Origin of the sequence: uncultured Chitinibacter sp. (genome assembly GCF_945957625.1) — a bacterium.
GTDB classification, from domain to species: domain Bacteria; phylum Pseudomonadota; class Gammaproteobacteria; order Burkholderiales; family Chitinibacteraceae; genus Chitinibacter; species Chitinibacter tainanensis.
Genome location: NZ_CAMFLP010000013.1, coordinates 1 through 15,303 on the forward strand (window position 1 = coordinate 1; position 15,303 = coordinate 15,303).

Annotated in this window: 11 protein-coding genes and 1 tRNA gene; 7 read left to right on the top strand and 5 right to left on the bottom strand. The window is 57.4% G+C overall.

Going from position 1 to position 15,303, the window contains the following annotated elements; all coding sequences use genetic code 11:
• Positions 1-2 precede the first annotated feature (2 nt).
• The 3 genes from QV747_RS13565 to QV747_RS13575 all read left to right on the top strand — a co-directional run bounded on the left by QV747_RS13565 (position 3) and on the right by QV747_RS13575 (position 3,778).
• Positions 3-78, top strand: a tRNA-Asn gene (locus QV747_RS13565).
• Positions 79-223: 145 nt separating this feature from the next.
• The gene (locus QV747_RS13570) at positions 224-763 is read left to right on the top strand and encodes a hypothetical protein (protein WP_273429922.1); all 540 of its coding nucleotides are present in this window, start codon (positions 224-226) and stop codon (positions 761-763) included.
• Positions 764-862: 99 nt separating this feature from the next.
• On the top strand, positions 863-3,778 hold the full coding sequence (locus QV747_RS13575; protein ID WP_273429924.1) for an HD domain-containing phosphohydrolase: 2,916 nt from the start codon (positions 863-865) through the stop codon (positions 3,776-3,778).
• A gap of 84 nt (positions 3,779-3,862) precedes the next feature.
• On the opposite strand, the gene QV747_RS13580 is transcribed toward QV747_RS13575, so the two are convergent.
• Together QV747_RS13580 and murJ are read right to left on the bottom strand one after the other, a co-directional pair.
• Entirely contained in the window at positions 3,863-5,065 is a 1,203-nt protein-coding gene (locus QV747_RS13580; protein ID WP_273429926.1) for an amino acid aminotransferase, read from the bottom strand.
• A gap of 124 nt (positions 5,066-5,189) precedes the next feature.
• Positions 5,190-6,725, bottom strand: a complete 1,536-nt coding sequence (gene murJ / locus QV747_RS13585) for a murein biosynthesis integral membrane protein MurJ (protein WP_273429928.1) — start codon at positions 6,723-6,725, stop codon at positions 5,190-5,192.
• 166 nt (positions 6,726-6,891) lie between these two features.
• Between murJ and rpsT the strand changes: the two genes are divergently transcribed.
• Positions 6,892-7,155, top strand: coding sequence for a 30S ribosomal protein S20 (gene rpsT, locus QV747_RS13590; RefSeq protein ID WP_028449943.1), 264 nt, complete (start codon positions 6,892-6,894; stop codon positions 7,153-7,155).
• A gap of 156 nt (positions 7,156-7,311) precedes the next feature.
• Here rpsT and QV747_RS13595 read toward each other — a convergent pair whose 3' ends face one another.
• The gene (locus tag QV747_RS13595; protein WP_028449942.1) at positions 7,312-7,665 is read right to left on the bottom strand and encodes a hypothetical protein; all 354 of its coding nucleotides are present in this window, start codon (positions 7,663-7,665) and stop codon (positions 7,312-7,314) included.
• A 146-nt stretch (positions 7,666-7,811) separates the two neighbouring features.
• Here QV747_RS13595 and QV747_RS13600 point away from each other — a divergent pair, with 146 nt between their 5' ends.
• The gene (locus tag QV747_RS13600; RefSeq protein ID WP_051258915.1) at positions 7,812-8,918 is read left to right on the top strand and encodes a response regulator; all 1,107 of its coding nucleotides are present in this window, start codon (positions 7,812-7,814) and stop codon (positions 8,916-8,918) included.
• 56 nt (positions 8,919-8,974) lie between these two features.
• On the opposite strand, the gene QV747_RS13605 is transcribed toward QV747_RS13600, so the two are convergent.
• The gene (locus QV747_RS13605; RefSeq protein WP_273429931.1) at positions 8,975-10,774 is read right to left on the bottom strand and encodes a GGDEF domain-containing protein; all 1,800 of its coding nucleotides are present in this window, start codon (positions 10,772-10,774) and stop codon (positions 8,975-8,977) included.
• A gap of 211 nt (positions 10,775-10,985) precedes the next feature.
• Entirely contained in the window at positions 10,986-12,605 is a 1,620-nt protein-coding gene (locus tag QV747_RS13610; protein ID WP_273429933.1) for an NAD+ synthase, read from the bottom strand.
• Positions 12,606-12,778: 173 nt separating this feature from the next.
• On the opposite strand from QV747_RS13610, the gene QV747_RS13615 reads away from it, so the two are divergent.
• Both QV747_RS13615 and QV747_RS13620 read left to right on the top strand, forming a co-directional pair.
• The gene (locus tag QV747_RS13615) at positions 12,779-14,089 is read left to right on the top strand and encodes a serine/threonine-protein kinase (RefSeq protein ID WP_273429935.1); all 1,311 of its coding nucleotides are present in this window, start codon (positions 12,779-12,781) and stop codon (positions 14,087-14,089) included.
• Between the two features lie 89 nt (positions 14,090-14,178).
• Positions 14,179-15,216, top strand: coding sequence for a hypothetical protein (locus QV747_RS13620; RefSeq protein WP_273429937.1), 1,038 nt, complete (start codon positions 14,179-14,181; stop codon positions 15,214-15,216).
• The last annotated feature ends 87 nt before the right edge of the window (positions 15,217-15,303 follow it).

Consider the following 15,303-nt stretch of genomic DNA (forward strand, 5'->3'; position numbering starts at 1 on the left):
ATTCCCCGATAGCTCAGTCGGTAGAGCAACGGACTGTTAATCCGTGTGTCCCTGGTTCGAGCCCAGGTCGGGGAGCCAAACTAAAAGCCAGCGCAAGTCGCTGGCTTTTTTCTTTTCTGCGCCAAGTGCGTTTGTACCGCACCACAGCCCGTGTATCGACATGGAGCTTTCCTGATCGGCAGATTATGCTTATTAAGATTTCTATCTGTTTGGAGTCTTGTGCATGTCTGATCCCGCTGCGGCCCCCGCTCCGGCTGAATCTTCTTCTGCTCACACCCCTGAGGCTGCGCCAGCCAGCCCTGAGCCACCATTGCTGCTCAAATACCGGATGCATTTGATCGGCGTGTTTGCGTTTCTACTCTTGGTGGTGTTTTTGCTGGGTGGCATCGCCATTGGCATGAGTAAGCGGCATTTCGAGAAAAAATTCTATCTTGAGCAAATCGACAAGCTCAAAGAAAGCGTCGAGACCATGGTGCATGAGCGCGAAGGGCTGCAGGAAGAAATCAAAGCCATGAAGCTCGAATTGCGGGCGAAGTCCGATCATATCCACGAGCTGGAAGGCAAAGTGGAAAAATACGAGCGCCAGCAGGAAAACCATAAAGAGGCGGCGCCGGAAGCCAGTGGGCACGAAGCTGCGGCACAGGGCGAAGATCAAGGCTTGAATTACCTGCGGCTCAAGACGGGGGACTGCACCATGGATGGCAATTCTACTGCGACGGCGAGCAAGTGGCGCGAGTGTCTGCAAAAGGCTAAAAAGCAATAGGTATATGCCTGTGGCCTAATGAATTTAATGCCTTCGGGTATATACCCCAAGGTTTGGTTGATGCGTGTTTGGTGGGTTATCCCCACTCAGGAGTCGCTGATGTCGCAGGCCCGAGCAACACAGGTACCGTTTTATATTCATATTTCGTATTTGTTTGTGGGCTTGTTGCTCAGTTTTGCTTTGCTTAGTAGCTGGCAGCAATATCAAACCACCACGCGCATGCTGAAGCAAACGGCCGATCAGCAGTTCCGGCTGGCGGTTGAATCGGCGACAGAAGAAATACGCGAGATTTATCACAGTGGTGCGCGCAGCAGTGAGTTGATGGCACAGCACGAGCTGATGCGTGCCCGAACGCTGGATGAGCGTTTGCAGGCTTTGCCCTATCTAGTGGCCTCGCTGCGGCACAATCCCATTCTCACGGCGCAGTATATCGGCTATGACACGGGCGATTTTTTCATGGTGCGCACCTATGGCCAAAATAAGGTGCTGCAACAGCGTTTCCAGCCGCCTGTAGGCACCGAATGGATTGTGCAAAGTATTACTTATCCGCAAGGTCAGCTGCGCGGCGAGTATTTATTTTTTGATCAAGATTTGCATCTGCTTGAGCAACGCGTGGATGAGCGCTATCGCTTTGATCCCCGCTTGCGGGATTGGTACCAGGTGCATGGGCAGCCGCAGACTTTAAAAGTAACCGCGCCATATTTCTTTGCCAGTAGCGGCCAGACGGGGATCACCTTTTCGCGTTTGGCAGCCAATCACAAGGCGGTGGTGGGGAGTGATGTGCGGCTGGAGCGCATCAATACTTTCCTGCTGCGGCATAAAATCACGCCGGATACGCGGCTAGCACTGCTTGATAGTCAGCAGCGCGTGTTGGCTTCGCAAAAGGGTGTGCCCGAGCTCACTCGGGGTAGCGACGGGCAGTGGCGCTTGCCCGAGCTGAGCCACTATGACCCGAATGTACTGCTGAGCCTACTTGGGCAGCAGACCGGGCATGCTGGTTCGGCCAGTACCTTTGCCAATGGGCAGGGGGAGCAGTGGGAGGGGATGGTGCAGCCCCTGCGTTTGCCGGGTATGCCGGATATGACGCTGGCCATGGCGACCCCGCATGCGGAATTGATGGCTGACGCGGTGAGTGAGCGCAATCGCGGGATTCTTGTCTCTTTGGGCTTGCTCGCTTTTGGGGTGTTGATGGCCATCTGGCTATCGCACAAAGCATCACGGCCGATTAATGCGCTGAGCGATGAAGTACAAAAAATCGAGCAGTTTCAGTTTGATGAGCCGCTGCATGTGCGCAGTAATATCCGCGAGATTGCCCGCTTGGCAGATGGTTTAGGCAGTATGAAGCAAACGATTCATCGCTTTATGTCGCTCTCACAGGCGCTGGCGAGCGAGCGTAATTTTGGGCAATTGTTGGCACGCATCCTGAATGAATTGGGGGCGGTGAGCTTGGCGGAGGGCGGGGTGATCTTTATTACCAGCGCCGATGGCCAGGCACTGGAGGCCGCACAATATTTCTGGCAAGGGCCGGCGCAACCAGCCGATGAGCATTCGCAGTTGATTGCGCTCGCCAGTGAGCATGCCGTGGCCAGCGCTTTGCGTGAAGGCGAGACCCTGTGTCGCTTGTCGCCCGCCCAATTTACGCAGGATTTTCCACTTTTACCGGCTACTGAGCGTGAATTAACCCAGCTCACGTTGCCTTTGCGCAATCGGGATGGGGCTTTGGTGGGGGTATTGGCCTTGGCGCTGGACGAGGCGAAGCGGCCTTCGGCCGAATTGCTGGCCTTTGTGGAAACCATCGCCGCCACTGCTGCGGTGGCTGTAGATACTCAGCGCTTGATTAATGAGCAAAAAACCTTGCTCGAAGCCTTTATTCAATTGATTGCTGGCGCGATTGATGCCAAGAGCCCCTATACAGGTGGGCATTGCCAGCGCGTGCCGGAATTAACCAAGATGCTGGCGCGAGCCGCAGAGCGGCAAACGCAAGGGCCATTTGCGGGCTTTAGTTTGAGTGAAGCGCAGTGGGAGGAGCTGCATATCGCGGCGTGGCTGCATGATTGCGGGAAGGTGACCACCCCTGAATACGTGGTGGATAAAGCCACCAAGCTTGAAACGCTGTATGACCGGATTCATGAAGTGCGGATGCGGTTTGAGGTGCTTAAGCGCGATGCCGAGCTGGCCTACTGGCAGGGCGTTGCCGCAGGCGGTGATGTGCCGGTGTTGCAGGCCGAGCTGGCCGCGCAATTGGCTGCGCTGGATGATGATTTTGCGTTTGTGGCGGCCTGTAATGAGGGTGGAGAATTTATGGCGCCTGAAAAAATCACGCGTTTGCAGCAGATTGCCCAGCGCACCTGGCGGCGGACGCTATCGGATCGCGTCGGTATTGCGCATGAAGAAAAACAGCGTAAAGCGCGCAGCCCAGAGCCCGCTTTACCGGTGCTGGAGCCCTTGCTGGCGGATCGTCCTGAGCATTTGATTGAGCGCGGTGCGCGCGAGCAGCTGGCGGCGGATAATCCGTGGGGCTTTAAAGTGAATGTGCCTGAAGCACTGTATAACCGCGGTGAACTCTACAATCTCAGCGTGGCCCGTGGCACGCTTTCTTCGGAAGAACGCTACAAGATCAATGAGCACATTATTCAAACCATCATCATGCTGGAAAAGCTGCCGTTCCCACGGCATTTGCGGCAAGTGCCGGAAATCGCCGGTGGTCACCACGAGAAAATGGATGGTACGGGTTATCCAAAGCGCCTGCGGCGCGAAGAGATGAGCGTGCCGGCGCGCATGATGGCGATGGCCGATATTTTCGAGGCACTCACTGCGGTCGATCGGCCGTATAAAAAAGGTAAAACCCTTTCCGAGGCGCTTAAGATCATGAGCTTTATGGTCAAAGATCAGCATATCGATGCCGAGCTTTTTGCGCTGTTTTTGCAGGAAGGTATTTATCGACAGTATGCCGAGCGCTTTATGCAGGCCGAGCAGATTGATGAGGTGGATATTCAGCAATATATGCCCGCTTAAGGTGGTGCGAGCCAAACAAAAAGCCTGCGCATGCGCAGGCTTTTTTATGCAGGGCTCTCACTTCAGCGAGTAGCCCACGGCAGATTACAATACTTTGGCGATTGAGTCGGCCACGTAATCGATGTTGTTGTTGTTCAACGCAGCCAAGCAGATACGGCCGGTTGAAACGGCGTAAATGCCGTATTCAGCGCGCAGTTTTTCAACTTGCTCGGCAGTCAGGCCGGTGTATGAGAACATGCCGCGCTGTTGCGTTACAAACGAGAAATCTTGCGCTACGCCGCGTGCCGCCAGTTTTTCCACCAAGCCAGAGCGCATTGCGCGAATACGCACGCGCATGCCGCCGAGTTCTTCTTCCCACATCGCGCGCAATTCGGCGCTGCCCAGAACGGCAGCCACTACCGCGCCGCCGTGGATCGGTGGATTAGAGTAGTTGGTGCGGATGACGCGTTTCAGCTGGCTCAATACGCGGCCAGATTCTTCTTTGCTTGAAGTAATGATCGACAACGCACCTACGCGCTCGCCGTACAAAGAGAAGCTTTTCGAGAATGAGCTAGAGATAAAGAATTGCAGGCCAGACGCTGCAAATGCTTTTACCGCCACCGAGTCAGCGTCGATGCCTTCCGCGAAACCTTGGTAAGCCATGTCGAGGAACGGTACCAGACCACGCTCGCGACATGCTTCAACCACTTCGCCCCATTGTGCGTCAGACATGTCTGCGCCAGTTGGGTTGTGGCAGCACGCGTGCAGGATGATGATCGAGCCCGCTTCCAGAGTGAGCAGAAACGCCTTCATCGCTGCGAAATCAACGCCGCGAGTGGTCGCGTCGTAGTATGGATAGTCGCCTACTTTGAAACCCGCTGATTCAAAAATCGCGCGGTGGTTTTCCCAGCTGGGGTTGCTGATGTAAACAGTCGCATTTGGGTTCAGACGTTGCAGGAAGTCGCCACCGATTTTCAGTGCGCCCGTGCCGCCCAAAGCTTGAGCTGTCACTACGCGACCAGCCGCGATCAATTCGCTATCAGCGCCGAACAGCAAGTTTTGCACGCCGGCGTTGTACGCTGGGTTGCCTTCAATAGCTTGGTAGCCGCGTGGTGGCTGAGCGGCTAGACGGGCTTTTTCTGCTTCTTTCACAGCTGCCAGCAGAGGAATTTTGCCTTCGTCGTTGTAGTACACCCCTACACCCAGGTTCACTTTGGTGCCGCGGGTATCGGCGTTATACGCTTCATTCAGACCCAGAATCGGGTCGCGTGGGGCCATTTCAACATTGGCAAAAATCGAGGCAGTCATGCTTTGCTCCATTGGCTACAGAGAGGGTATTTGGTGCTGCCGCACCACAGGTAACTCGGCAAGGGCAAGATTTTAGCACGAAGCCTGCTGGCCGCGCGGTGATCTTGTGCCGATCGGTATTGATCTAAGTCGTGCGTCGGGAAAAATCGCGTGGCCGAAAGCCCAGTACACCCAAGGTGGCAAAATATGCCACGATCCCGACCGAGACCAATCCGGCCAGCCGCACTAGGCGCCAGGCCATATGCCCGTCGGCCCACGGCGGCATAAATTGCAATGTGGCCAGCAAGGCCGCGGCCATGACCGTGACGGCGATGAAGAGCTTGAGCAAAAAGCTGCTCCAGCCGGCTTGCGGGCTAAATATCTGCTGGCTACGCAATTTATAAAACAGAAAGCCGGCATTGGTGAGCGCGCCCAGGCTAATTGCCAGCGCCAGCCCGGCATGTTTGAGCGGGCCAATCAGCACCAGATTAAACGCCTGAGTAATACACAAGGTGAATAGCGCGATTTTGACTGGAGTTTTGATGTTTTGTCGGGCGTAAAAGCCAGGGGCCAAGATTTTAATCAGAATCAGTCCGACCAAACCGACGGCGTAGGCGGTGAGTGCTTGCTGGGTCATGGCGGCATCGTGCGCCGTGAATTTGCCGTATTGGAACATCGCCACAGTCAATGGCTCGGCAATCAGTGCCAGCGCCACCGCCGAAGGCACCGCCAGCATCAGTGCTAAACGCAAACCCCAGTCAAGCAGGCGCGAATATTCGGCAGTGTCATTACTGGCGTAGGTTTTGGAAAGAGACGGCAACAAAATCGTGCCCAGCGCCACGCCGAGTAGGCCAGTGGGGAATTCCATCAAGCGGTCGGCGTAGTACATCCACGACACCGAGCCCGAAATCAGAAATGACGCAAAAATCGTATTGATGATCAGCGAAATCTGGCTCACCGACACGCCTAGAATCGCTGGCCCCATTTGTTTCATGACTCGCCAGACACCCACATTGTCCCAGTTGAGTTTGGGGCGAGTGAGCATGCCGATTTTGCGCAGATAGGGTAGTTGGTATGCCAGCTGCGCGATGCCGCCCACAACGCAGGCCCAGGCCATGGCTTTAATCGGCGGATTAAAATAGGGCGCGAGAAACAGCGCAAAAACAATAAACGAGACATTTAGCAGCGTGGGTACAAACGCCGGAATCGAGAATTTATTCCAGGTATTGAGCACCGCGCCGGCCAATGACGATAGCGAAATCAGCAAAATATACGGAAAGGTGACCCTGAGCAGATCAACGGTCAGGGTAAATTTATCGGCATTCTGGCTAAAGCCCGGCGCGGTCAGGGTGATGATCCAGGGCGCCGCCAAAATGCCCAGAATGGTCACAATGCTGAGGATCAGCGTGAGCATCCCTGAGACATCGGCGATGAATTCTCGCGCGGCCTCGTCGCCCTGTTTATTCTTGTATTCGGCCAGTATAGGCACGAAAGCTTGGCTGAATGCGCCCTCGGCGAAGATACGTCGCAATAAATTCGGTAAGCGAAAGGCCACGTTAAAGGCATCGGTGGCAATGCCAGCCCCGAACATCCGTGCCATGATGGCGTCGCGAGCAAAGCCCAGCACGCGGGAAACCAAGGTCATTGAGCTGACGGCGGCCACAGCCTTGAGCAGATTCATAGCGAAGAAAGCCCCTGATAGGTATGTGACGCGCATGATACGCTGCTCTTGCGCTGAAGGTGAAGAACGAATAAAATCGTCGGCTTTCTAGGGTTGTGTGTGCTGCCGAAAGTCCGTGTCTCCGGCCAAGCAGTAGACCCGTTACACCTACTAGGAGCATTACACCATGGCAAATACCGCACAGGCTCGCAAACGCGCCCGTCAAGCCACCGCAGCACGTGAGCACAACGCTTCTCAGCGTTCTGAATTCCGTACTGCAGTTAAGAAAGTACTGAAAGCGATCGCTGCTGGCGATAAAGCGGCTGCTGCTGCTGTATACCAACAGTCTGTTAGCACCATCGACCGTATCGCTGACAAGAAAATCTTCCACAAAAACAAGGCTGCTCGTCATAAGAGCCGTCTGGCTGCTGCTGTTAAAGCAATGGCCTAAGTTTTTGCCGGTAGAAAAACCCGCTCTCGAGCGGGTTTTTTTTCGCCTAGCAAAAATGCCTAGACTGACATCATAAGGCAATTCGGGCTTGGTATTGGCTTGAACTGATTGAAAGTGCTTGGCTTGGGCTTGATACCTTGGTTGGGTATACTTTGATTAGTGTTGCGACAGGCGGAAGCTGCGCATGATGCGCCAGTAGGATTCTTCTTCTAGCACGAAAATCCGGCCATCCGGCGCTTCATGCGGGGCAATATCGATGGCGATGCGCACAAACCGGCCGATATCTTGCCACAGGGCGGCGGCGAGGCGCTCAACAAACCAGTCGGCGCTTTCGCCGGGTTTGAGCTCGGCTTCGTGGCGAACTTCCAGCAAGATCACGCCATCGGCCAAGGGCTGTTTGCGTACCCACGAGGGCATGCACCAGGTGCGGCGAATCGCGCCCAGCGCAATATCGGCCTCTTGCGGAGCCAGAGGCGATAAGCCTATTTGCAAACGGTACGAGCTGGCCATGATTTATCCATCCGCCGGTGATGGTTTCTTTATGACATGGCAGGCCAGTGCCTGTCCAGTGTTAAAGTGGCGGCATTGCTTTCACACCAATGCCGCCATGGTATGCTAGGCTTGAATTCTAATCGCACCCACACCGATTGCCGAAGATGAATGACAATACCGAGCTGGCGACCCGGCCGAAAATTCTGGTCGTTGATGACTCCCGCATCGTCCGGGCGACAATCCGCAAACACCTTGCCGATGCTTATGAGCTGATTGAAGAGGCCGACGGCGAAGCCGGCTGGCGCCGCCTGCTGGCGGATGATTCGATTGATCTCTTGCTCTCTGATCTCACCATGCCCGAGCTGGATGGGCTGGGGCTCTTGGCCCGCATCCGGGGCTCGGGCGAGCCGCGCATGCACTATTTGCCAGTGATTATTATCTCGGGTGAAGAAGACGAGGCCACCAAGTTGCGCTGCGTCGATTGCGGCGCCAATGATTTCGTTACCAAATCCACCGACCGCACCGAAATGCTGGCGCGGGTGAAAGCCAATCTCGAATTGGCCGCCACCCGGCGCGAGCTGGCTGAAACCCGCGCGGTGCAGGTGCAAACTGCCACCACCGATGCCGTTACGGGTGTTGGTAGCTCGCATTTGCTGAATCTGCAACTGGAGCAGGCGCTGGCCTTTGCGCTGCGGCACAACAGCGAGGTCACACTGTTGTTGCTGGAGGTCAATCACGGCGTCGCCTTGCACAATAAGCTTGGTGAGCGCGTGCATGGCCAATTGCTGGGACTGCTGGCGAAATTGCTCGAAGCCAAATTGCGCAAAGAAGACACACTGGCGCATCTGGCCGACTCGCGTTTTGCCATTGTGTCGCCGGCTACGCCGCTGACCGAAGCGCGCGTGGTGGCCGAGCGCTTGCGCCAGACCATTGCCAACGCGCGGGTGAATTTCCGCAACGAGCAAATCCGCGTCACCGCATCGATTGCGGTGGCTAATTCTTGGCATGACGATGTGCATTCGGTCGAGCGCATGCTCAGCGTGGCGCAAGACCGGCTGTATGCCGATCCAATGGATAATCAGGTGTTTATGCCTGATCCGGCTGCTGCGCAAGCACCGACCCCGCTGATTTCCGAAGCTTTAGTGATGTTGCACAAAGGCAATCTGGACGAGCTGCGGCCGCATTTGCGCGCGCTGCTGCATAATCTGAAGCCCTTGCTAGAGCTGGCCAAAGACGAAGAAGGGCTGGATTGGGATCTGAGCCAGATCTAGTGGCGACAGCGCTGTAGTCAGCCAATACCCCGTGCAGTATCTAACAGAAAGCCCGATTAAATCGGGCTTTCGACGTTATACCCGCCGCGATTGGCTGGGGGAAGGGGTGGGCGCTGGGTGCGGCGATCGATGAAAATACTGTTGCCCTGCTCGCGTTTGGCCATGCTTTTGGCGCTGCTGGCGATATTGGCCACTTCGTGGTGCGATTCATACCATTTGGCCAGAATCTGCGCGGCGCCCAGCGACAGCGACACTAGCGGGTGAAACTGCATTTGCCCTTGCCGATTGGGCGCGTTGTAGCCGCCGGCTGCGCGGTCTTCGCTAGTGAAATAGCTGCCGATCATGGTTTCAAATTGCGCCAGCACGGTTTCGCAGCGCGCCTGCCAATCGTGGCTACGCAGCAGCAAAATAAAATCATCGCCGCCCACATGGCCAACAAAATCCAGCACCGGGTCAAAGGCCTGCTGCAATAAAGCGCCCAGAAATTTCAGCAATTCATCGCCGCGCGCATAGCCATACACATCGTTGTAGGGTTTGAAATGATCCAGATCGACGTACACCACGGTGAAATCCAGCTGCTGGGCCAAAAGATGGCTCATGGTGTCCTGAATCGGCGCATTGCCGGGCAGACCGGTGAGCGGATTGGCGTGGCGGGCGGCGGCCAGCTGCATTTCGGTCATGGCGCGAATCAGCTCGCGGCCCGTGCCCATGCCCAGATAGCGGCCCCGCTCGGTAATGATAAAACCATCATCCAGATTCAGCCGCTCGCTGGCGGTCACCAATTGCGCCAGCTCGGTCAGGCTGGTGCTTTGCTCCACAACCAAGGGCTGTGGGTCCATATGCAAGCGGCAATCGCGGTTACCAAATAGCTCGCGGCTATACGGGCGCGAAAACAGCTCCAGAATATCGTGGCGTTTAATCAGGCCAATGGGCTGATCGTTTTCCACCACCGGGATGGCATGCAGGTCGGCTTGTTGCTGAAAGCGGCGCCAGATCGCATCGTGGTTATCGCGAGGCGAGGCGGCGGGGGTAAGCTGCAACAGTGAGGCGGCGGTGGTTTGCAGCTCGCGCGCACGCAGGCTGGCCGGCGCCGAGGGCAATTGAACTGTATGTAGCGGTTCAGCCGCCGGGCGGGCCAACAAATAGCCCTGAATCAAGGTAATGCCGATTTGCCGCACGCAATCGAGCTCGGCCACGGTTTCAATGCCTTCAGCGATTACGCTGGTTTTGGTATTCAGGGCAATTTGCTGGATCGAGCGCACAAACTGCCGTTTTTGCGGATCGCTATTGAGGCCCTGAATAAAATATTTATCGATTTTGACAAAATCAGGTTTGAGCTCCGACCACAGCCGCAGCGAAGAAAAACCCTCGCCCAGATCATCCAGCGCCAGCTTAAAGCCCTGCTCGCGACAGCGGCGCACCGCGGTGGAGAGCTCGGCGTAGTTCTCAATGGTTTGGGTTTCGGTCAGCTCGATGATCACATTGCTGGGGGATAGCCCCGCCGCGTGCAACACATCCAGCAGCGCTTGCTGCTGCGGCAAGGGCACGGTGAGGCTGCCAGGGCAGATATTCAGAAACAGATGGCCGGGCAGAGCCAGCTCGGCGAAGCGGCGAATAATCACGCTGCGGCAGGCCGCATCCAGCTCAGCCACCAGATTGGCAGCTTCGGCGGCGGCAAATAGTGCCACCGGCGACTCCAGCGCATGGCCTTGCGGGCCACGAATCAGGCCTTCATAACCATACACCTGGCCTTCATTCACCACGGCAATCGGCTGGAATACAGCACTCAAGCGTTGCGATTGAATGATCTCAAGCAATCCGGAGGTGAGCGAGGTGGTGGAGCTGGAGGGTGGCATGCCGATAAAGCTAAAGCTGGGTGAACTCGTAAGGTAACAGCGTAAGGTTACATTTTTGTTGCATGTAGGCAAGCAATTGGCACTTCAAATGCCGGTAAAATGCGGAAAGGCTTGATTTTGCACTGCAAAATCAATGCCTGCAGATGTAATAAAAACGCCATACAGCGAGCTGTATGGCGCGAGAAAGTGTTGTAGTTCACCGACGTTGGCATTACAGCGTAAAGCGCTGCGTGATCGGCATGCGCCAGTCTTTACCGAACGAGCGCTCGGTAATACGCGGGCCCACCGGTGCCTGGCGGCGCTTGTATTCGTTGATTTTCAGTAGCCGCACCACTTTATTCACATCGGCCTCGGCATAACCGCGGGCGATGATGTCGGCGATGCTGAGGTTTTCTTCCACATAGGCGGCCAAAATCGCGTCGAGCACGTCGTATTCCGGTAGGCTGTCTTGGTCTTTCTGATCAGGGCGCAGCTCGGCTGACGGTGGGCGCGTGATGATGCGCTCAGGGATTGGCGCCGGCTGGCCGTTGGCGATGGCTTGCTGATTGCGCCAGTTCGATAGGCGATAGACCATGGTTTTGGCCACGTCTTTGAGCACCGCAAAACCACCCGCCATATCGCCGTACAGCGTCGCGTAGCCGGTGGTCATTTCGGACTTATTACCCGTGGTGAGTACTAGCTTGCCGGTCTTATTCGATAAGGACATCAAGAGCATACCCCGGATGCGGCTCTGCAGATTCTCTTCGGTGGTATCCATTTCGCGGCCCGCAAATTCGTCGGCCAAGCCGGCCATCATGCTTTCATACATCGGCCAGATTTCGATTTCGGAATATTTGCAGCCCAGAATATCAATCATCGCGCGCGAATCGGTCACCGAAATATCGGCGGTATAGCGCGACGGCATCATCACCGCGTGGCAGCGCTCGGCGCCGAGCGCATCGACCGCAATCGCCAAAGTCAGCGCCGAATCAATCCCGCCCGAGAGGCCCAGCAAAATGCCGGGGAAACGGTTTTTGCCGATATAGTCTTTCACGCCTTGGACTAGCGCGCCGTAAATGCTCTCTTCAATGGGGGTATCGGGTGCTACTTCAGCTTGAATAAGGTCGCCAGAGACATACTCGCAGTAGGTAATCAGGCTTTGATACGCCGGCGCTTGCAGCACCAAGTCGCCAGATTTGTTTAAGGCAAACGAATGCCCATCAAACACCAGCTCATCTTGCCCGCCAACCAGGTTGCAATACACCAGTGGAATGCCGTTTTCATCGACGCGCTGGGCGGCTACGGCGCGGCGGGTTTCTTGTTTGGCTTGATGGAACGGTGAGGCGTTCAGCACCAACAGCAGCTCGGCACCTTCATCGCGCGCGGCGGCGGCTGGCTCGGTATCCCAGATGTCTTCGCAAATCGCGATACCGACTTGCACGCCATCTTGCTCAAACACCAGCGGCGCAAAGCCGGGGGTAAAGTAGCGTACTTCGTCGAACACGGCGTTATTCGGCAGCAACAATTTATCGTAGCGACCAAGTAGATTGCCATCGCGAATCACGCTGGCCGAGTTAAATACCTCGTCACCCGCAACGCCGCTGGGGTGGCCAACCACCAAGGTAATGCCGTCCACTTCATCGATAAAACGGCCAATCGCCTGTTTACATTGCTGCAAAAACGCCGGGCGCAGTAGCAGGTCTTCCGGCGGATAGCCGGTGAGGGCGAGCTCGGGGGTCAGCAGAATATCGGCCCCGGCCGCCTGGGCCTCGCGGGCCGCAGCGAGAATCAGCTCGGTATTGCCGGCCAAGTCGCCAACAATGGGGTTGATCTGGGCGAGGGCGATTTTCATGGTGCGCTGTATCCGCAAAATAAAGCGCCATTTTAGCGGGGTTTGCGTCTTGGTGCGCGGGCAAACTGCCGCCACAGGGCTGTGCGCTGCGTCACCCCGGCCACGCCGGCTGGCGGTGCGGGCTGTGGCTCAGGTTACAATAAGCGCTTTGCTGACTCTTTCTGGCCGCCCTGATGAGCTCGCCGCAGATCGCCCATTACACGCTGCAACATCGCCTCGGTGCCGGCGCGATGGGCGTGGTGTTTAAAGCGCGGGATACCCGGCTGGAGCGCGATGTGGCGCTGAAATTGCTGCAGGTTAATCTGGCCAGCAGCGAAGCCGCCGAATACGCCGCGCGATTGTTGCAAGAGGCGCGCTCGGCCGCGCGGCTGAATCACCCCGGCATTATCACGGTGTTTGATTGCGGCGAATGGCGTGGCAAAAATTATCTGGCGATGGAGCTGGTGGAAGGCGCGACGCTCAAAGATCTGCTGGCGCGGCAAGGGCCACTGCCAGTGCGTGACGTGGTGGGTATTGCTCGCCAGCTCTTTTCTGCATTGGCTCACGCACATATACATCAGATTGTCCATCGTGATATCAAGCCCGCCAACCTGATGCTGACGCGCGCCGGGCGGCTGAAAATCACCGATTTTGGCATTGCCCAACTGCCGGCCAGTGAGCTCACGCGCACCGGCACCGTGCTGGGCTCGCCGCGCTATATGCCGGCCGAACAGCTGGCAGGCCAGCCGCTGGATGGCCGGGCTGATTTATACGCCGCCGGCGTGGTACTGTATCAGGCGCTGACCGGCGCGCTGCCCTTTGATGGCGAAACCACGATGAATATCGTGTATCAGGTGCTGCATCACCAACCGCCTACGCCCGCCGTGTTGCGCCCCGAGGTGCCCGAATGGCTCTCAGCGCTGGTGATGCGCTGCATGGCCCGGCAGCGCGAGGCGCGCTTTGCCGATGCCGCCGCTGCGCTCGCGGCCTTGCAAGCCGGCTGGCAGTCGGGCACTGCGGCGCAGCCAGCCAGTGCTACTGCAACTCATCATCAGGCCACGGCGGCCACGGCGGCCACGGCAAGCCAGCCGGACACCTCATCCCACCATCCCCATCGAGCCCACACTGCCACCGCTGAGCCTAACTCTCGCGTGAGCGCGCAGACCAGCGCTGCGCCAGCGGGGGGTGATCCGCTACGGCCATGGCTGGCCAGTAGCGGGCGGCTATTGCATTGGCTGGCCCGCCATGGCTGGCGCGGCACCCGCCGGCTGCTCGCCAGCAGTGCGGCGCAACTGCGGCGCTGGACGCCAGTGCTGGCGCGGCAGACGCAGCAGCAATGGCAACGCTGGCAGCCGGTGCTGAGCCGGATAGCCCAGCAGGGCTGGCAGCGCTATCGCCGCTGGCCGTGGCCACTGCAGCTGGGCTTGGCGCTGGGGCTGGTGTTGCTGCTGGCCTGGTGGGGCCGCCCGGCGCCACAAATCGAATGGAGTCAGCCACCGGGCTAGCGGCTGGGATTTTTACCACTTGGCAAGCCGCAACGCTTGGCCGACACTCTGCCGTTTTTTGGCCGGACTCGGCCGCAAGGGAGTGACAGATGCCGCTACGCATCCTACTGGCCGTGGCCGGTTTGCTCTTGGTGTTGCTGGCTAATGCCGCCAGCGCCGCCGCCCCGCAACACTGGTTGTATTTCCCATCGCGCGGTGGCGAGGGCGAAACCCTGCGCGCCACCAAGGCGCTGAGTGACCCGCGCTTTGTCGGGGCGCAAATTGCCTACCCGTGGCGCCTGCTGGAGCCAAAAGCCGGCGAATACGATTTCAGCGCCATCCGCGCCGATCTGGCGTATTTGCGTAGCCAGCACAAACAGCTGTGGGTGCAGCTGCAAGATAAATCGTTCACGCCCCAGCCCAATGTGCCGGCATATTTATTGAGCCCGGCCTATCAGGGCGGGGCGCTCAAGCAAAGCATGGCCAGCGCGCCCGAGCGCGACCCGACCCAGCCCTTGGGCAGCGATGAATATGGCTGGGTGCCCAAAATGTGGGAGCCGAACGTACGTGGCCGCTATCAGGCGCTGATTAAGGCGCTGGGTCAGGAATTCGATGGCCAGATTGCCGGGATTAACTTCAGCGAAAGCGCTATCGACATCGGCACCGAGCATCGTGATGGCACCACCACGTGGCCGGCGGGGTTTGCCCCGGCGCAGTATGTGGCGGCCATCGAGGAGAATATGGGCGTGCTGGCGGCGGCTTTCCCGCAGAGCACTGCGATGGTGTATCTGAATTTTCTGCCAGGCGAATGGCTGCCGTGGGATGACCATGGCTATATGCGCCGGCTGTTTCAGCGCGCGGCCGAGCTGAAAATGGGGGTGGGCGGCCCTGATCTGATGCCGTACCGCAAAGCGCATATGCAGCAAAGCTATGCATTCTTGCGCGCCTATCCGGCCGAGCTGATCAAAGCGCTGGCGGTACAGGATGGTAATTTGCGCCAGAAAAACCCGAAAACCGGCAAACGCAATACCGTGGCCGATAATCTGCAATTTGCCGAGCAGTATCTGGGGCTGGATTATATTTTCTGGGGCTTAGAAGAGCCGTATTTCAGCCGCGAAGTGCTGCCGAAATTGCCAGCGGCCAAATAGTTGGGCGGGGTATCTTTCTTTGGCCATTATTAAATAATGGCTGTCGAGTAATACCCCGATTAAGTAAGGGCGCGGGTGCCCCCGCGT

What these genes read in the sequence shown, in the direction of transcription:
- QV747_RS13570 (WP_273429922.1), top strand. Translation starts at nt 224, where the DNA reads ATGTCTGATCCCGCTGCGGCCCCCGCTCCGGCTGAATCTTCTTCTGCT.
- QV747_RS13575 (WP_273429924.1), top strand. Translation starts at nt 863, where the DNA reads ATGTCGCAGGCCCGAGCAACACAGGTACCGTTTTATATTCATATTTCG.
- QV747_RS13580 (WP_273429926.1), bottom strand. Translation starts at nt 5,065, where the DNA reads ATGACTGCCTCGATTTTTGCCAATGTTGAAATGGCCCCACGCGACCCG.
- murJ (WP_273429928.1), bottom strand. Translation starts at nt 6,725, where the DNA reads ATGAATCTGCTCAAGGCTGTGGCCGCCGTCAGCTCAATGACCTTGGTT.
- rpsT (WP_028449943.1), top strand. Translation starts at nt 6,892, where the DNA reads ATGGCAAATACCGCACAGGCTCGCAAACGCGCCCGTCAAGCCACCGCA.
- QV747_RS13595 (WP_028449942.1), bottom strand. Translation starts at nt 7,665, where the DNA reads ATGGCCAGCTCGTACCGTTTGCAAATAGGCTTATCGCCTCTGGCTCCG.
- QV747_RS13600 (WP_051258915.1), top strand. Translation starts at nt 7,812, where the DNA reads ATGAATGACAATACCGAGCTGGCGACCCGGCCGAAAATTCTGGTCGTT.
- QV747_RS13605 (WP_273429931.1), bottom strand. Translation starts at nt 10,774, where the DNA reads ATGCCACCCTCCAGCTCCACCACCTCGCTCACCTCCGGATTGCTTGAG.
- QV747_RS13610 (WP_273429933.1), bottom strand. Translation starts at nt 12,605, where the DNA reads ATGAAAATCGCCCTCGCCCAGATCAACCCCATTGTTGGCGACTTGGCC.
- QV747_RS13615 (WP_273429935.1), top strand. Translation starts at nt 12,779, where the DNA reads ATGAGCTCGCCGCAGATCGCCCATTACACGCTGCAACATCGCCTCGGT.
- QV747_RS13620 (WP_273429937.1), top strand. Translation starts at nt 14,179, where the DNA reads ATGCCGCTACGCATCCTACTGGCCGTGGCCGGTTTGCTCTTGGTGTTG.